This is a genomic window from Sphingobacterium detergens (genome assembly GCF_003610355.1).
Classification (GTDB): domain Bacteria; phylum Bacteroidota; class Bacteroidia; order Sphingobacteriales; family Sphingobacteriaceae; genus Sphingobacterium; species Sphingobacterium detergens.
The window spans coordinates 319,937-336,908 of record NZ_RAPY01000001.1 but is presented as its reverse complement, the minus strand read 5'-3'; the positions used below and the strand labels follow the sequence as shown (position 1 = coordinate 336,908).

Sequence of the window (16,972 nt, the reverse complement as noted above, 5' to 3'; positions counted from 1 at the left end):
TGTAGTTTGGCATGACATCGTCACAAAGAAAAATAATATCAATAGGTTCTTCATTTTATAAAAATTGGATTTTTGGCATTTTAAACGTGTGCTCACCAAAAAGATTAAACTCTGTATTAACGAGATTGGCTTTTTTGTTGGCGGCATCCCAAGAGTCATCAGATCCGCGATTAGAATCTACTCCCAATTGTACACTTCCTTTGATACCTGAAAAATAGATCGTGTCCTGATAATAGAGACCTTCACGGTCGCCAGCGCTCCAGGTGCGCGTGTGGTTAAAATGGGATTCCATACTTGCGGCCAGGTAAGCATCTATACGAGTGGCAAAATTACCGAAGTACCGTTGTGCAGAAAATGGATCAATAGGCACACAACCGACCAAATATACACGGCCCTTAGCTTCCAATTGGCCTTTCATCTTAATCGAAGATTCGCCGATAGATTTACCGGCACTGTTATTAAAACCAGATACGAGCTGATTTTTCACCTCCACCTTACCGTCATATTGCTCATAGCTAGCCGGCGCCGAAACTTTCAGCTGATATTCCTGCTTAATTTCTCCTGAAAAGAATATACTGATTTTAGCGTCTATGCCAGCCTTATCCAATAAGGTTTGAAATCCTTCACCTATTCCATCTTTTAGCTTACCTCCGAGTTTGTTACGACCAGCTTTTTCCAGATTGTCTTTTAATAGATCATCCTTATTGATTTTTTCTTTCTTCAAAGATTCTGCTAGATCCTTATCATTCTGGATAAAGGAATTAGTCAGCAGATCTTTCAATCCCAGTTTTTTATCAAATTTGATCCCAATAACCGGATCAGCTTTAATATTAAATTGCGTTACAAAATGGACGATCTTATTGACCTTTTCGAGGTATGAGCCGTAGGTAAAAGCAACCTTGGGGAATATAAAGTCAAAACCAAGATCAGTGACCTGTTTACTGGCATCTTGAACTTTTTTTAGCCCTTTCGCTAACTTCTTAAGCTTTGGAAGCTTAGTAGCTGCCGATTCTCCCATTGTTAGCACAGCAATAATGATTTCAACGATCATTACCAAAATGGTCAGTGTCAATATTCCCTTTTCAACTAGATCCTGGTTGCCCTGTGCGTAACTCTCGTCTTTATTAAATTTACCGCCACTGAAATTCCATTTTTTCCCGTAACCCAGCCCGTACATTTCCGCCTCAGATTTAAAATATTCGAGAATAAGCTTCAATAACTCGCCCTGCAGCGGCCCCATCATTGGAAAGTAATTCAGTACCTTTAGGTACATATCAATATAGGGCTGTGCTTTTTCCATCAGTCCGGCAATGCCCCTAACAATAGGTGTATCAACCGAAACACCGCGACAGACTAATGGATATTTTCCAGTATAATCATAAACGGCATGTATAATCCAGACCGCATCGGTGAAGGCATTTACTACGATGGTTGTCTGTGTTTTATCGGGAAAATAAGCACAGGAATTGATGCGCAGTTCGTACCGATTTGGCGTTAATGCCACCTGCGTCGGAAACATGCCGGCCTCAAACGAAAATACTTTGATATTCATTTTTTCTCCAGCAATATCTATGTTCTTCACAGCTTCCCTGTTTTGATTTATATTCACGAGCTCCAGGTACTTGGCTTTTGATTTGTCGTGTTTCTTGTCCCCCTTAAATAAGCAGCCTGCAGTATCAAAACCTTTGACATAAATCGCAAGATCGGTCTGGTCCTCCATATTCGGGAGAATGGTATTGTAAAAAATACGCTTCAGATTTTTTAAGTCAAACGAGATAGCTGTTTTCCTGTTGATTTTGTGAATAGGCCGGTCTTCATTGGTAAGATATTCAAACTTTTTCGCTCTGGACTCACCGTACGAACCTACCGTTAATTTATTAACAACACCATTTGTATACAGGTAGCTCAGAATATGATTAGCCCTTTTATCTGTTAACTTGAAATTATAATCTTCTGTATTTCGGATATCAGCATAAGACTCGACCTTTGCGGCAATCTGAGGATTATTTTTCAGGAATTTAACAATATTATTTAATACAGGCTTTGAATTATCAGGCACCTCAAATTGGTCCGTTCCATAGAAGACATCAAATGAAAAACGATAGGTTTTTTCGGATACAGCAAATGTCTTGGGATCTTTTTCATTAAACAATATGGCAACTTTATCCCGATCGTGAACACTGATTGTTTGGAATTTACAGTGATCATTTTTTTGGGGTTTAGCCTCTTGCTCATTGACAGTAACTACCTTATTACTAGCGGGCATAATGGGTTGTAACCAAACCCCCACCTGATTTAGTATATAGAGGTGGATTGCATGTCTCTGGTCCCCTTTTTTTGTCGTATCTTTGATATACCCTGTCTGCCCTTTTACACGAATCATAATATAGAAACGCTCTTTGGGCTTTTTAAAACCCATTTTTGTTTTCCATTGCAGGGTCTCAGCCGCCGAAATTTCAAGATTCAGCTCACCGTCTTTCACTACCTGGGTATAACTACCGACAAGCTGATCGTCTGTCGCCGAAAATACATTCGCTTCACAATTATAAATCTCAACAATACATTCATAACCATTAACCCCTTCCAAAACAAGATTGAGTAATAAAGGTCGATTAAACTTAGTTGGATTTCCATTATGAATTTGAAGATTATTATTTGGCGTATTCTCCTTCCAAGAGGACTTGACCAATCTGTAAGGCGCATAAGCTCTGACAAATACCCCAGTTGTCTCTCTATCCTTAAATCCGGTTAGACTTGCTTCCAAATAGAACCTGGTACCTCCTGCTAGACTTTTTGGAATATACAGACTGTAATCATTATATTTTTTCTTCTCCTTAAAATAATCTACACCCCTATCTTCGGACTGTCGGATCCAGAAAACGTCCCCTTTTTTTTGCGCCTCAGAAGTATCTGGAAACCAATCAACCACCTGAAATTTCACGGCTTTATCAGCAGGAATCACAATTGTGGTGGCGCTTCTATTTATGAGCGCAGTGCCGGGAGCCACATCAATTTTTTTTACACCTTTCTTTGCCATAATTATTATTAACTGTCAATAACCTGCTCCTGGCTTGTCTGAGAGAGTTCCTCAGGTACATCCATTGGATTTAACTGACTCTGTACATTCTCATTTGCATTATTTTTATTTTCAGTAGAAGGTTCGGCTTTCTGCCCATGTTGCACGATTGAAATGCAATCCTTGCCACCGATTGGACAGGTAGCCTTCGAATCCTCCAACAGGATTTTACCTCCATTTTTTAACGTAATGTCTTCATAAAAATCCGACCATGCAGAAACCACCGCATTGCAGGGTTTATTGTTAAGCTTCGAGCAAGATCCAAACATATTTTTTTCAAATGTTGCACCAATATCGACTGTGCTTGCAATACTTTTTTTTGAAGCGTCTTTATCGTTTACAAATTCATCCGTATTAGTTAATACCTTAAGCTTGTCCGGGCTGGTACCAAATTTGCACATACACTGGGCACCTTGCACGACCACATGTTTTTCAGCCATAGTTATTTAAATAATTTATTAAAAAAACTCCCTTGCTTGCCTTTTTCTTCCAATACGATTGACGTATTACTATCCTTTATCCAATTATTTCTTGCAAAAAGCTCCGAATTATCCAATTCAAAATATTTAACCATCACCGTACTATTTTTTTCATATTCCCTGATCTGCCATTCACCTTTATAGGCGACGATATGATTATGAAAAGGGTGCAATCTGATTATTCCGTCATACACTCCTGTATATTTTTGCATTGTCAGGCCCTCATCGTTCTGCAATTCACCACGATGAACAAGTTCTACTGCACCCTGGTCTGTTGTATATTCGCCAATTGTTTGTTGGCAAAGAAATCCGGGGTTCGCAAAACTCAGCGGTAAAGGAAATTTTAACCAGTCTGTCAACTGTTTCTCCTGTCCATAGTCTTTGAAGATGGGCTGAAAATATGATTGCAAAAACCAGTCGCGGTAGAGAATGGCAAACATAAAACGATCATGATCTACTAAAACGGCTTCGGTCTTTGCGAGATATTTTTCAAAAAAATCCCCTTCAAAGTAGTTCTTCAAATCAGCTTTACCAGCTGGCCAGCGTTTGACGATCTCTTCATAATTCGCTATACCATATGCTGAGCCCGTAGCATCTATACGAAGTTGAAGCGGGTAAATAATCTTTCCTGTTTCATGTGCTAGTTTATCCATTACGAGATCAGGTTCTTTCTCATTGATCCAGACTTCTTCAGAACGATAGACTTCAAATAGCATATCTCCTAATACATTATCTTCTAGTCGTTTGATCGTTGTATCATACTTGATCTCATTTTGTATACCTTCCTCCGAAAATTCGATCTGCACGCCATATTTTCGAGCAGCTCCGATCGGCCACTGCAATCTCAATTGCTGAAACTTAACCGGTTTGGAACGTGGTATATCGCTATCTGCTGTGCTTTGTACCGCAACAGTCGCCGCCTGCGGCTGAACCTCTGGGCTTGCTGCATCGTCAAACAATAGGCTAAACTTCTTTTCCATATTTACCCCTCCTTATTTCCCCTTCCGTGTACCTTTTTATTACTCGCCAATATCAGATTACCCTCCCTAGCTTCAAAATTAAGCTGGTCGGCAAGCTTCTGCACCTTACCGGCAACCTGTAAATTATAACCGGACTGAATACGTATTTTAATATTTGTTGCTTGTTTTGAAATTGCCATAGTATATTCTATTTTAAATCGCTCCAACCTGCCCCGTAAGACAAGTATATTCCAACTATGCTTGTTCGCTTTACCATAAAGGAAAATATTATTCCTTCAGTTCAACTCTCTTCCAGTCGTTGTTTGGATCCATTCCAACACCTTCCCTTCGTGCCGAACGATGGAAATAACTGTAACGCAGTGTTTTTAACTCATTTAAATTCGCTGCATTCAATTCCCTGCCAGCATAGGGATAAGGAGCACCATCAAAAACATAGGCTTTCAGCTTTGCTTCCACACTGACCAAGGTAGGATGCCCTTGTATGCTATACTTGCCTTTCATTTTTTCTTGGTCTATTTGCGCATTATGATCTTTACTAAAATATCCCATAAAATGCAATGGAATAAAGCTATACTCCTTGTATACCAACTGTTTCTCTCCACGCAACGCCCAATACCAGCCACCAGTGATTGTCAACTCCCCAGGCTTGTACCATCCATCTGCAATCAAACGGTCCCGAAGAGTTTCTAACTTTCCATAAGAGAGTTTCGCCGTTTCGATTTCTTCCTTCACCTCGCGACCGGTCAGGTAGCTCCCCCCGATATCGGAGTGCACCCCTGGCAAATCTCTTTCGAGCCCCTTTGGCGATCGGGTCAGTGAAAAATTCTCCCGCATCTCGTCCCTAGCGGTAAAATGGACTACTTGCTGTGCTTTGCCCAGCGTATTGAGGTTCAATTCGCCGATATCGTTTGAAAACCGGGGGACAGGAGTCGGTGAATAAGAAGCTACAGTATCAAAAATGCCTAGAAAATTCACTTTCACAAAAGCCGGATTTAAGGTTACCCCTTTGACTTTGAGCGCGTAACCTAAGTGTCCACCTGCGGGCATTTCTTCCCGTCCGGGCATATTGTCGCTATCGGAATAGGTTGTCACCTCTTCGGTTTCGGTTTTTCGCCCTTTATAAGCAGCCTTCCCAATTTCATAGACAAAATTCCGCGCAGCAGCGGCACCGCGACTGAAGCCATATACATTAAATATAATCTCCCGCAGCACTTTCCCTTGATTGGCATCCATTTCTTTTTTGATAATAGCGGCCGCTTGTTCACAACCCTTACGCACTTTAAACCGAATACCTGTCCAGCCCGACCCAAAAGCGTAGCCCATTGTCGAGTCACCCTTAAGGTCTGTGGTACCTATCCCCTCAATATACAATAGATTCGGATTGGTACAGTTCTCCCATAATCTGGCAACATTGGACCAGTCATTCTGGTAACTGGACTCATCGTCCGATTTACCGTATTTCTCAAATGACCTGTGATTGTTCACTCGGGCATCCGAATTACTCTTATTGTTTTTGGTGCCATCAAAAAATATATTTATCGTTACTGAATACGTTTTTTGCGTATTCCGAGGCGATGGATTATAGTCTTTAAATACAACATTTGCCATAAATTCATTAATTATCTACCGGTACCAAGGCCAGATCATATCCAACAATTTTAACCTGCTTTGAGGATGACTTCAGATAAGTATTCAATACATTTGAAGCAATATCCACCTGAATCAGAAGATCTATTTTTTCTGCAGGATCAAATTGTTCAAAAGCTTTTTTTATCACATCATATTTAAATCTTGTATCTGCAACCCAATGCTGCTGTTTGCTGTCCTGCCATTTGACAGATATATGTTCAGGGATCGCTTTCGGCAGATCCGTATTGCCATCACTTGTATTGAGCAACTGATCTCTTTCTCCATTAAAGCATTCGTAATAGAAATAATCTTTGGGACCTATGCCAATACCTTCCACTGCAAATTTCCACGCATACTTTTTGTTATAATCGAGGTATAGCTTAGGATCTGGCCACCCTTTGCCCTGCAATTGCGCGTAAAGCTCAGTGCCGTATAATTTTTCCGGTGTATACGCAGCATCCCTATATTCTTGACGAAAGAAATGCTCAAAATCCGGATTTGCAGTCTCTTTATTGATTGTAGTATCATGTGCCTGAAAAGTAGCCAATAGCACTTGCCGTGCCCCTTCGGCCCACAATGCGACATTCCCTCCGGGCGCTAAACCAACAATTAGTGTTTCAAACTCTTCTTTAGTCCCTGTTTTTACATTTAGGCTTCCCTCCTGCCAGACCTTGGAAATTTGCTCTTTATCCAATTTCCAATTTCCCGTATAGAATTTTTGTTCTTGAATAGCGTACCAAGTCATCTTTAGTTCATCCGGAAATTCAATGGGCGTATCCGGTCTACCCATACTTTTACCTGACGAACTCCAGCCCTGTTTAAGTATCCCGTAGATCGGGCCAAAGTTATAAGCGTACTCATTACTGCTCAATGCACCATTATAAATCTCTACTGGATATTCCTTGGGCGCAACAACAGCACCAGCCCACACTTGTTTTTTTTCGTTCATCTTTGATTCTTGACAACTGGAAACCACACTCAGTAACATGAATAACAACACGAATATCTTATCTGCACAGATCGATTTCTTGCCAGACCGTTGCTGTCTAGGCGAAGGATTTATTTCAATATTCCATGTTCCTTTAATTTCCCGCATTCATTAAAAGAGTTTAGATTTCTCGACACTATTTATTTCTATGGTTTTTCCACTCTGCAGCGTCATATTCTCTTTGTTGCTGAACATGGTCATTTCAGAAGCGAGTTCATTCGATGTTTCAGATTGTCGGCTAAAATCCTTGCTGGCAATCTCGGTCCGATTGTCTGAGTCTTCAGAGATATCTCCTGTCGCCGAAAGTGAATAGTTATTTCCGGCTGTCGTAGCGATATCTTTAGTGACTGATACAGTTTGATTGTTGCCCACGGAGGTACTCTGATCTTTTCCGATCTGTACATCCATATTTTCAGTCACATTGATCTGCATATTCTTACAATTCAAGGTCATATTTTCGAGTGCAGTAATGGTTACATTGCTACCCTGGCTGTCTATATGGACAATATTCCCTTTGATATCTGTGATTTTGATCCCTTGACTGGACTGGCTGTCATCAAATTCGATTAAATGTCCTGTGCGTGTCGTGATGCTTTTTAGATGATTTTGAATCTGCGGCGTGCTATCTGCTGTACTTTGGTTATATAAGCTCCCCAGTACAACAGGGCGGGCTACACTTCCTTCTTCGAAGGCTACAATAACATGGTCGCCGATCTCAGGTATGGACATAAAACCACGGTTCATGCCACGGTCTCCGGTGCCTGCATTTGGCGTGATCACGCGTAACCATTCGGTTTCATCGTTATTTGCACATTGCCATTTGAAGCGCACACGAATTCTTCCCTGTCCACTGGGATCGTTATTATCGATTACGTCAGCCATCTGCATATCCGCTTGCGGGCGCTGGTAGTCACGTACAGGAATGCGTTCTGTAGTCGCCAGGATGCCATCAAAGCGGTTGGTATATCGACCAACATCATCAAAGTGATGCTCGACATTTGTGATCAAAAACTTACCTAAAGTATCCGTTACGAAGTTGAGATCCTGGCGTAAGCTGGTTTCGATTTCCACTTGTGCACCGAGTCTAATCTGTGGCGAGTCGCTATCGCATGATACCTGCAGCAACTGACCAACATTCGCTTCTTCTTGCTGTTGTACAACACGTTGCAGCTCACCTTGGCTATCCACCCGGATATCCAGTGGCTGGCTAAATACTTTACTAAAGGTTTCCGAAGCCCGTTTCATCGCAAAAACCTGATCCGGATGGCCTTCAGCTTTGATGTTACTTGTGCTTTCAAGCAGTTGATCATGTAGCGGTATATAGCTAAAACGGCAGTGATTGACAGGACGGATCTGGATTCCATAATCCAGTCGGCTCACTTCGCGGCCATAGGTCACTTTTCCAGCAGGCAATTCTGCCGGCTTCCCAAAGTGTAAACGTTCACCATCATAGAAAAACCATTCCAGATATTCTGCGGAAAGTCTATTCAGAAACTCAAAGTCGCTTTCGCGGTATTGGATCAAGTAGTCTATAGGTTCAGAACGCGTTGGATTTACATTCATATGCAGGTCGTTCTGTACGATATCTTTGGTTGCAAGCTTTACAATATCGTTCAGGGTCTTACCATAGTAGGATCCCAGATCCTTACCACGGTCGATCAAGATGGTAGGGCTATATCCTTTGATCAGCAATATCCCCTGGTAGCCATGGCTCTGCGTCAGGGACACATCTGTGATGATACCCGAAAAATTCTGCATGCTGGATTGCGCATATCCAAAGGAAATGGCCAAGGTGCGGCCCACATATGATCGGCTATCCTGCAGATTGATCAATCCCGGAATCCCCAATTTGCCATGTTCGATACGAAGTTCAAATTCGTGGTGGGCATTGAATCGCTGACGGATATTAAAAGAAAGAAAATGCGTTACCTCCTTCCCCTCAATATGCATCTCAATTATTAATTTTGGTTTATCAAAATACATAACATTACCTTTTAAAGGAGTTTATAAAAAAGACGGTCTTCAACTTGATAGACCGTCTTTCCAAATTTCATGGTCTAATCTTTAAGACTAAGCTTTAGGCCAATCGTTTTCTAATGTTGCATTTTGCATTTCCAATACTCGGGACGACAGCACCAGTGTCAATGTCATTGGTCGATCGTTTGTGATAGAGATACCCTCGTTGTACTGGATAATATAAGCGTCTTGAAATTTCAGCTCTTTCATGGTCGCATCTTCTTCGCTCTTTTTGAAAGTGATTTTACCATTGACAGTTTTGTACTGGTTGTTCACCATAGCTTCAATGACCGAAGTATCTTCTGTAGACTCAACCTCTACATTGATTGTTCCACCATATACTGAAGATGAAGGACGTCCTTTGGAGTCCACATCACGATGCAATGAAAATTTACATTGGATAACATCGTATTCTTTCCCGCCTAGGGATAATCTTGTTTTAAATGACATAATCGTAATTTTTAATGGTTACAAATCTTTGTTAAATCTCCTGGTGCAAAACCTCCTGTGGTTAAGCTTTAGGCCAATCTTGTTCGCTAGTTGCCTCGCCGATACTGATCGAGCGCGCAGAGATCACAAACTTGTAGGTCATTGCATGCGATCCTACGATATTGATTCCCTCTTCGTAGCGGATAATGTAACCATCTTCAAATCTGATTTCTTTCATTTTGGCATCTTCGTCCGGCTTTTTGATCAATAGTGTACCAGCGATCGGCTTGTATTGGTTGTTCACCATAGCCTCGATCACCGAAGTATCTTCTGTAGATTCTACCTCTACATTGATCGTTCCACCATAAACTGAAGATGAAGGACGTCCTTTTGAATCGACGTCACGTGTGAAGGAATAGTCAGCATTCAGTACGTCATACTCGTTACCTGAAAACTGGAGTCTTGCTTTGAAAGCCATAACTTGTGTTTTTAAGTTTAAAAAAAATTAGTGAAATCTTTCCATGATTCCTGTTGTTCTAAGTTACATCAAACTGCATTCCAAAGAACAAACTTATCGTTAAAAAAAATGTTAAATCCTACCAAGCCTTGCAAAAAACCGCGCTTACGCTGCAAAAAAAAGCATTCATACGTCAATTATTTTTTGTGCAGAATAAATAGATATGTAACAAAATACATACATTTTTCTATCCGGCCATATATTTATTATTGTTGCACAGGAACATTTTGGGTTCCCGCTTTATCGGTATACAAGATGTACCTGACCTCTCCTGAAGTTAGATCTTTCAGCAGGATCTCATTTTCCCTTCTGTCCATTTTATATGTTTTTTCGCCCCCCTGATGGTCACTTATCCCTACGTAATAGACTGGTTTAGATACTCCTGAAGTTGTTTGTACGGGATAGTCATAACCTACTTTGTATTTAAAGAGTCTGCTATCGCACATGCAATATGCGGCATCCGACCAGCTTCTTTCGGCACATATTATCCCATTCTCCACCTTGTGGCTCCCTTTGCTCATACGCTGAAGCCTCTTTGTCGGCAACAAAGTCTGCAATAAAGATTTACTGATATCTGGCATTCCATTCTCGTTGGCCCGCCGTAGGACAAAGGTAAAATCATCCCCATTTTTCATCTTGAGGTCAATGACCGAGTCTGTCACCGTGGTCAAGGTCATATCTTGATAGTTAAAATCCTTCATTCCCAATTTAAACGGAAAATAAGATCGTGTACCCTCGTAGCGATAACTCAGAAAAGCTCCTTTTTCGTCTATTGTCAGCGCCATAGGCGAACGATCCGGCAATACCGAATCCTTGCCCAATAGGTAGTCCTCTAGACGCCTGTTTATCCATATTTGTTTGTCTTTGCGCTCTTTGTGCGAAAGCAAATCCATGGAATCTTTTGCTATAAAAGCATTCAATGCTGCCAGCGAATCAGTTCCACCAATTTTATCCTTGTTGCCTTTTGTATTACAGGCCAAACAAAAAAGTAATATGCCGCCAAAAAAAGTAAATCTTATCATCCGTTCTAGTCTTATTCTATTTCAAAAAAAACAATGGTCGTTGCGTCAAACATCTGTATATCGAATCCACTGACCAATGCAGATCCATTCCAAACTTCGATGTGCGCATATGAATGGCTACGTCGTGGTCGTTCATTTTCAATTTCGATGAAATTCTCAAAATAGAGTATGCCCGTTTTATCCCGTACAATATCATAAACACGCTGCTTTGTTCCATCATACGTTGTTCGTCTTTTCCAAAAGTGTAAGGTGCCGATATGTTTCATTAAGTTGAATGCACCAAGCACATGCTTGTGCCCGCAATAGGTCTGACCACCAGGATTGGAAAGATTCTTTACGTTATCGAGTGCGATTCCAGATTTCATTAAGGCTATACTCATCCGGATAGCACATTGATTAAAATGACCTTCGTTACAAGGCTTGGATGTATATGGCTTTGGATAATTCGCATAAATTTTTGGAAACAAAGGTTCATAATACGTCAAACTGACGCGACCACAGAAAACATTGCTCACATTATAAAAATAGAAATCATCATCATCGGCATAAAAATCAATAAACGATTCAGTCTTATCCTTGATATTATTGGCGACAATAGACAAACTGAAGCTCGAACCATAGGTTTGCTTTAGCTTGATCGAAGACTGCGCATCGCTAGGTTTTTTGCCTGGCGGAACAAATTTCAGTTTGTCCGATTTCACGGTAATATTACCCCGGTTATCGTTCGCGCCCTTATTGCCCTTATCAACTTTAAAATTTAGAATCATATAATTTTCCCTGTAATACAATTGCTCCAAATTTTGCTTCACTTTATCCGAATCCAGATAGGAAGATAGCGTTGTGATCCTCTTTTGTGGATTTTCCACATAGAAGCAATTAATTGGATCACCCCAGTTTCTATTGTGCGACACAATCGGAATAAAGTCATTTTCTACTTTCTCCACCTTTTGTGGGGAATAGCTACCAAATTTTACATTCGCCATAATTACCAAAAACCTATCTTTTACAAGGTGCCGCTCACATTTGGTTCACATAATTTCTATCAAACTACATTCCAAAGTGTAAACGTATGTATTAAAATCAATGTAATATTAAGTCATTGATCATTAGGAACAAACTAGCGTTTTAAATCCGCCGGACGTCAACTTAAATCCGTTGGATATCAACCTAAATTCGTCCAGCCCCCGCTGATGGGATTGAGGTGCTTATAAAAAAAGCCCAACAAATATGCTGGGCTCACTGTATACCTTGAGAATTAGTTTTACCTCATTCTTTGCTGCTTTTCAATGAAGTCAAGCAGATCATTTTTATTACCCAGGAAAGTAAAGTTTCCTGTCAATGTGGAATAATTTCTTTTGTCCGAACAATTTCCGTAGGCGGCCTTGGCGACTTTCAGTTTTCCATCATCCCATTGAAAACGTTTCATGATTTCACTAATCTGTTCAACGCGAAGTGTTGTCTCAGAAAAGATCGGGTTAATTATTTTGAATTTCGCATCGTCAAAGGGTTCCCTGTTCATGAGACTGAATAAACGATCCAATTCTGTCCTGGTGATCGGTGTAATGGAATTTATCGGTGGGATCCCCATATCCGGATTATCGCCCAGATGAATAGGTCTGCCCGGTGCACCGTAAGCATAAGCCACACCATTACCGTTGTCTACCAACGACATGTCTATAGGAATTTGAGCAAATAGATTAATAAGCTGGCTACGGCTCCGTGTATTGCGCTGGCTTCCGACTTTAAAAATCATCTCCACAAAATCACCGTTTTCATTGCGTACTGTAATCTGTCTCCGTTCCATTTCCCGCTGTCCTCTTCCACTTATCAGGGTGCTAATCGCATACAATTGATCCGAAAGTCCATCAATGGTCACTTGCAATTCCGGCCGATCATTATAGGTTACCCCATTCAAAGAAAGGATAAAGGGCTGACTGTCGGAGACAACTGTAATTCTTCCCATATTGGAAGGACGATATTGGGCTTGTAAATTAATTCCGATCAACTGAACCAGAAAAAAAACGAGGGTATATTTCAACATAAAATACAGATTATTTAAGACTATGACTCTTTCGTTCGTGCAAAGATTAATTCACCCCACAATTTTTTAATAAATTTATTTAATCAATCATACCGCTGTATCGTGTAGCCCACTAGCAGCACTATTTAAAGCTGTTATTCTTACTTTTTACTATATTTTTTTATAACGTTAGTGAGTACGGTTTCTGTCAGTTCGTGGTCTTCCAAGGTAGGAAATCCTTCCCAACGGACAATACCATCAGGATCTAGTAAAATGCAATGTGGTATCCCCTGTACTTCAAGTTCCTTTTTCAGCTTGCCTTTAGTATCTACAGCACTGTAATAGTCAATTTTAATTTCCTTGGCATTTTGAACTACAGAAGCCGCTTCGTCTGAAACACCAATTATCGCGAGCTTGTCCCCATACTTTTTATGCCACTCATTCAATTCCGGAATGACCCTGCGGCAAGGTCCGCACCATGTCGCCCAGAAATCAATGAGCACAAATTTACCCTCTGTGTCTGGCGCATCAGACAGCCACTGCTCTACCTCCAGCTTTGGTGCCTTCTTATTCAAAATTGATTTTGCCCATAATTTTTTATTATTGTTGCTCTCCTGTGCATGACCAATGGTACATAACAGACAAAGGGACATCAGCGCAATAGCTTTTATTTGTGTTTTTACATTCATAAAATTGATCATATATTTTCTACGCTAAATATAGGATTAATATCTCCTATTATTAAACCAAAAAAGTACTTAACGACACCTGTGTTGAACCCTCTACGTCGATATCGTTAAGTACTGATGTCAGTGCCTTTTGTAATAAATAAGTGCTTTTTACTTTTTCAACAGGCGAAATCCAGCGACGGTAAAAGTATCACCATCGTTTCAACTCATTTTCTTGTTTGCATTACTGCTGATAAACATTTCATTTTTCTCCTCTGAAATAATTTCCAAAAAGCGTTCATAATGTTTGAGTACATCGCTGATCAACTCGTTTTTAGTAAAGTATTGTACATCATACCCCTCACGCGCATCGCCAAAATAAGATTTCGGAAAATAGGTCTTCTTATCTGGAAGATCCGGAAGGTTTTCCTCCTCCATCACATAGTCAGAAACCACTTTAACTTGGTTTTTGACACCATATATAAAGTTATTGACCAGATCGTAGCGGATTTCAATTTCCATTCTCTTGGGATTATCCAATAGTTTTATCTTGGCTTCAATATCGTTCTGTTTAAATTCTGCCTGCAACTCTTCGAAGGCGATTCCTACCGTAGTTTCGATAAATTGATCGACAGATTCGCGGCTTTTGAACGAAACAATTTGTTTTAGTCGATCCTTCCAAAACTCTCCAGACCAAGGCACTGTGCTTACCGAAAAATCCCGTTCATAATAGCTACTGTCGATCATCAAGGCTTTCACCAAGCTGACACAGAAAAGCAGCATAATAATGGAGAATGGCAAAGCCGTAATTAGTGTCATGGTCTGCAAGGCCTGCAATCCGCCGGTATTCAACAACATCAACGCTAGGATGGCCAACAAGGCTCCCCAAAAGACCATCTGCCATTTTGGTGACTTAATAGCATTCTTGGTGGCGATACTATTCATCACAAATATTCCAGAATCTGCTGATGTCACAAAAAATATGATAATGATCAGGATGACCAAGTAGTTGACCAAGCCTGATAAGGGCATATAATCCAAAAATTTAAACATCAGCGCATCCGGATTATCCGCTAAAGCACTCAGTGCTCCTTTAGCGATATTGATGTCAAACCAGATGGCGCTATTACCAAAAACAGACATCCATATAAAGTTGAACAATGTTGGAATAATCAGCACAGCGGCAATAAATTCACGTATCGTCCGTCCTTTTGAAATTTTTGCAATAAATAATCCCACATAGGGAGACCAGGAGATCCACCAGGCCCAGTACAAAATTGTCCAGCTGTAGAACCAAGGTAAAGTAGCTTCATCATAGACGTGAGTATCAAATGTCAGACTAAAAAAATTATTGATATAGTTGCCGATTCCCTCCGTAAAACTACCGATCAGATAAACCGTTGGGCCAAGCAGGAGGACAAACAATAACAGCACGACCACCGTAATGATATTGATCTTACTCAATATCTTCACGCCCTTATCCACCCCCGAGGTTGCCGATATAATGGAAAGCAAGGTCAAAACGCCGACAATAATGATCTGATAAGTAAAACTACTTTCAGGGACAACACCCAGTGTCTGAAGACCTGCATTTACCTGAACCACACCAAAGCCCAAGGTTGTCGTAATACCAAAGAATGTACTACACAGTGCAAATACATCAATGGCATTCCCCCATTTTCCATTGATTCTGTTTTTCAATAGCGGATAAAAACAACTGCGCAAGGAAAGCGGGAGCCTGTAGCGGTAGGCAAAATAAGATAGCGCCAATCCCACTACCCCGTAGATAGCCCAAGCATGGATACCCCAGTGGAAGAAAGTATAGAGCTGCGCATTCTTTGCGCGGTTGATATAATGATTTGTAGCAAATACTTCAGTCGAATAATGTTGCATGGGCTCAGCCACACTAAAATACATCAGTCCAATCCCCATCCCGGCGGCAAACAACATGGAGATCCAGGAAAAGAAAGAATATTCAGGTTTACTATCATTGCTACCCAGTTTGATATTTCCAAACTTGCTGAACATCAGGTAGACCAGAAAGATCACAAACAAGGTCACCCCCCATACGTAGACCCAGTTGAGGTTAATAAAGATAAATTCCTTGACTGTATCTAAGATATGTACTGTCAATGTTGGGAGAAATACCGATAACAGGCAGATCCCGATAATAAAGATCAGACTGGGGATAACAATTCCTTTTTTAAAAGTCGATTTGGATAAGAACACTAAATTTTATTTATATAATAGAAATAAACGGAGATTAAATCATAATCTCCGTTTGTGATTTTTAACGATTATGCGTTGCTTCTGATGTGAATGTCGCGTTGAGGAAAAGGGATTTCAATTCCGGCCTTATCCAAGGCCTCCTTACTATCGATAATCAGTTGTTCCTGCATGGTCCAAAAGTTTGCGTTTGAGGTGGAGACCCTCACGGAGAGATTGATCGCGCTGTCACCAAGCTCAGTCACCACCACCTGTGGAGCGGGCTCCTTAAAAGCGAATTCATTTTTCTGGGCAACATCAAGTAAAATTTCCTTAGCTTGTTTTAGGTCGGAATTATAGGCAACGCCGATATCAAACCAAGTACGTCTCGTACCGAGCTGGGTAAAATTGGTAATGCTACTGTTTGATAAAACTCCATTTGGAACAACCACTTGTTGATTTTGTGGCGTGGTCAATTTGGTATTGAAAATATCTATTTCATTAACGGTTCCAGATACATTCGCACTCGATGAAATATAATCACCTACACGAAAAGGCTTTAGCAACAAAATAAGAATCCCACCAGCAAAATTGGACAATGATCCCTGTAGCGCCAGACCGATGGCCAATCCGGCAGCACCGATAATCGCGACAAAAGCTGAAGTTTGTACCCCTAACTGGGTGACTACAACGATAAATAATAATATATTTAAGATCCAACTGATCAGATTGCTTAAAAATCGTCGCAGAGAAATATCCATCTGGCGCTTTTCAAAGCCTTTATCAATCATTCGCTTGATCAAACGGATGATCCACGAACCTATCAAATAAATGAGTAAAGCGGAAATTACGGCAGTAATAACACGAGGAGCCCAAGCAATCGCTGAGGAAATAAAGTTATCCCAATGTTGCTGGACATCGTTCAATTCTAAATTGTTCATAG

At 40.7% G+C, this 16,972-nt stretch carries 15 protein-coding genes; all 15 read right to left on the bottom strand.

Features of this window, described 5'->3' with window-relative positions; translation table 11 throughout:
• Positions 1-55: 55 nt before the first annotated feature.
• Complete coding sequence (locus DFQ12_RS01415; protein WP_120257246.1) at positions 56-3,037, bottom strand: OmpA family protein; 2,982 nt, start codon at positions 3,035-3,037, stop codon at positions 56-58.
• Between the two features lie 8 nt (positions 3,038-3,045).
• Entirely contained in the window at positions 3,046-3,516 is a 471-nt protein-coding gene (locus tag DFQ12_RS01410) for a DUF4280 domain-containing protein (RefSeq protein ID WP_120257245.1), read from the bottom strand.
• A gap of 2 nt (positions 3,517-3,518) precedes the next feature.
• On the bottom strand, positions 3,519-4,535 hold the full coding sequence (locus DFQ12_RS01405; RefSeq protein ID WP_120257244.1) for a hypothetical protein: 1,017 nt from the start codon (positions 4,533-4,535) through the stop codon (positions 3,519-3,521).
• A gap of 2 nt (positions 4,536-4,537) precedes the next feature.
• Positions 4,538-4,714, bottom strand: a complete 177-nt coding sequence (locus DFQ12_RS28025; protein WP_167457170.1) for a hypothetical protein — start codon at positions 4,712-4,714, stop codon at positions 4,538-4,540.
• An 88-nt stretch (positions 4,715-4,802) separates the two neighbouring features.
• A complete protein-coding gene (locus tag DFQ12_RS01400; protein ID WP_120257243.1) occupies positions 4,803-6,143 on the bottom strand; it encodes a T6SS phospholipase effector Tle1-like catalytic domain-containing protein in 1,341 nt (446 codons plus the stop codon).
• A gap of 7 nt (positions 6,144-6,150) precedes the next feature.
• Positions 6,151-7,260, bottom strand: a complete 1,110-nt coding sequence (locus tag DFQ12_RS01395) for a DUF2931 family protein (protein ID WP_120257242.1) — start codon at positions 7,258-7,260, stop codon at positions 6,151-6,153.
• Positions 7,261-7,263: 3 nt separating this feature from the next.
• The gene (locus DFQ12_RS01390) at positions 7,264-9,135 is read right to left on the bottom strand and encodes a type VI secretion system Vgr family protein (RefSeq protein WP_120257241.1); all 1,872 of its coding nucleotides are present in this window, start codon (positions 9,133-9,135) and stop codon (positions 7,264-7,266) included.
• Between the two features lie 87 nt (positions 9,136-9,222).
• Positions 9,223-9,618: a type VI secretion system tube protein TssD gene (gene tssD, locus DFQ12_RS01385; protein ID WP_120257240.1), complete on the bottom strand. Its 396-nt coding sequence runs from the start codon at positions 9,616-9,618 to the stop codon at positions 9,223-9,225.
• Positions 9,619-9,679: 61 nt separating this feature from the next.
• Positions 9,680-10,075 (bottom strand): type VI secretion system tube protein TssD, encoded by a 396-nt coding sequence (gene tssD, locus DFQ12_RS01380; RefSeq protein WP_120257239.1) that lies wholly within the window; start codon positions 10,073-10,075, stop codon positions 9,680-9,682.
• Between the two features lie 245 nt (positions 10,076-10,320).
• Positions 10,321-11,136 (bottom strand): hypothetical protein, encoded by an 816-nt coding sequence (locus tag DFQ12_RS01375; protein WP_120257238.1) that lies wholly within the window; start codon positions 11,134-11,136, stop codon positions 10,321-10,323.
• Between the two features lie 11 nt (positions 11,137-11,147).
• A complete protein-coding gene (locus DFQ12_RS01370; protein WP_120257237.1) occupies positions 11,148-12,119 on the bottom strand; it encodes a T6SS effector amidase Tae4 family protein in 972 nt (323 codons plus the stop codon).
• Positions 12,120-12,397: 278 nt separating this feature from the next.
• Positions 12,398-13,177 carry a proline and serine-rich protein 1 family protein gene (locus tag DFQ12_RS01365; protein ID WP_120257236.1) on the bottom strand — a complete coding sequence of 260 codons (780 nt, stop codon included), beginning with the start codon at positions 13,175-13,177 and terminating at the stop codon, positions 12,398-12,400.
• Between the two features lie 140 nt (positions 13,178-13,317).
• Positions 13,318-13,845 (bottom strand): TlpA family protein disulfide reductase, encoded by a 528-nt coding sequence (locus DFQ12_RS01360; protein ID WP_244211653.1) that lies wholly within the window; start codon positions 13,843-13,845, stop codon positions 13,318-13,320.
• A gap of 201 nt (positions 13,846-14,046) precedes the next feature.
• Positions 14,047-16,053, bottom strand: coding sequence for a BCCT family transporter (locus DFQ12_RS01355; RefSeq protein WP_120257235.1), 2,007 nt, complete (start codon positions 16,051-16,053; stop codon positions 14,047-14,049).
• A 68-nt stretch (positions 16,054-16,121) separates the two neighbouring features.
• Positions 16,122-16,970: a mechanosensitive ion channel family protein gene (locus DFQ12_RS01350; protein ID WP_120257234.1), complete on the bottom strand. Its 849-nt coding sequence runs from the start codon at positions 16,968-16,970 to the stop codon at positions 16,122-16,124.
• Positions 16,971-16,972 lie beyond the last annotated feature (2 nt).

Coding starts and splice junctions, on each gene's coding strand:
- DFQ12_RS01415 (WP_120257246.1), bottom strand. CDS start 3,037: ATGGCAAAGAAAGGTGTAAAAAAAATTGATGTGGCTCCCGGCACTGCG.
- DFQ12_RS01410 (WP_120257245.1), bottom strand. CDS start 3,516: ATGGCTGAAAAACATGTGGTCGTGCAAGGTGCCCAGTGTATGTGCAAA.
- DFQ12_RS01405 (WP_120257244.1), bottom strand. CDS start 4,535: ATGGAAAAGAAGTTTAGCCTATTGTTTGACGATGCAGCAAGCCCAGAG.
- DFQ12_RS28025 (WP_167457170.1), bottom strand. CDS start 4,714: ATGGCAATTTCAAAACAAGCAACAAATATTAAAATACGTATTCAGTCC.
- DFQ12_RS01400 (WP_120257243.1), bottom strand. CDS start 6,143: ATGGCAAATGTTGTATTTAAAGACTATAATCCATCGCCTCGGAATACG.
- DFQ12_RS01395 (WP_120257242.1), bottom strand. CDS start 7,260: ATGCGGGAAATTAAAGGAACATGGAATATTGAAATAAATCCTTCGCCT.
- DFQ12_RS01390 (WP_120257241.1), bottom strand. CDS start 9,135: ATGTATTTTGATAAACCAAAATTAATAATTGAGATGCATATTGAGGGG.
- tssD (WP_120257240.1), bottom strand. CDS start 9,618: ATGTCATTTAAAACAAGATTATCCCTAGGCGGGAAAGAATACGATGTT.
- tssD (WP_120257239.1), bottom strand. CDS start 10,075: ATGGCTTTCAAAGCAAGACTCCAGTTTTCAGGTAACGAGTATGACGTA.
- DFQ12_RS01375 (WP_120257238.1), bottom strand. CDS start 11,136: ATGATAAGATTTACTTTTTTTGGCGGCATATTACTTTTTTGTTTGGCC.
- DFQ12_RS01370 (WP_120257237.1), bottom strand. CDS start 12,119: ATGGCGAATGTAAAATTTGGTAGCTATTCCCCACAAAAGGTGGAGAAA.
- DFQ12_RS01365 (WP_120257236.1), bottom strand. CDS start 13,177: ATGTTGAAATATACCCTCGTTTTTTTTCTGGTTCAGTTGATCGGAATT.
- DFQ12_RS01360 (WP_244211653.1), bottom strand. CDS start 13,845: ATGAATGTAAAAACACAAATAAAAGCTATTGCGCTGATGTCCCTTTGT.
- DFQ12_RS01350 (WP_120257234.1), bottom strand. CDS start 16,970: ATGAACAATTTAGAATTGAACGATGTCCAGCAACATTGGGATAACTTT.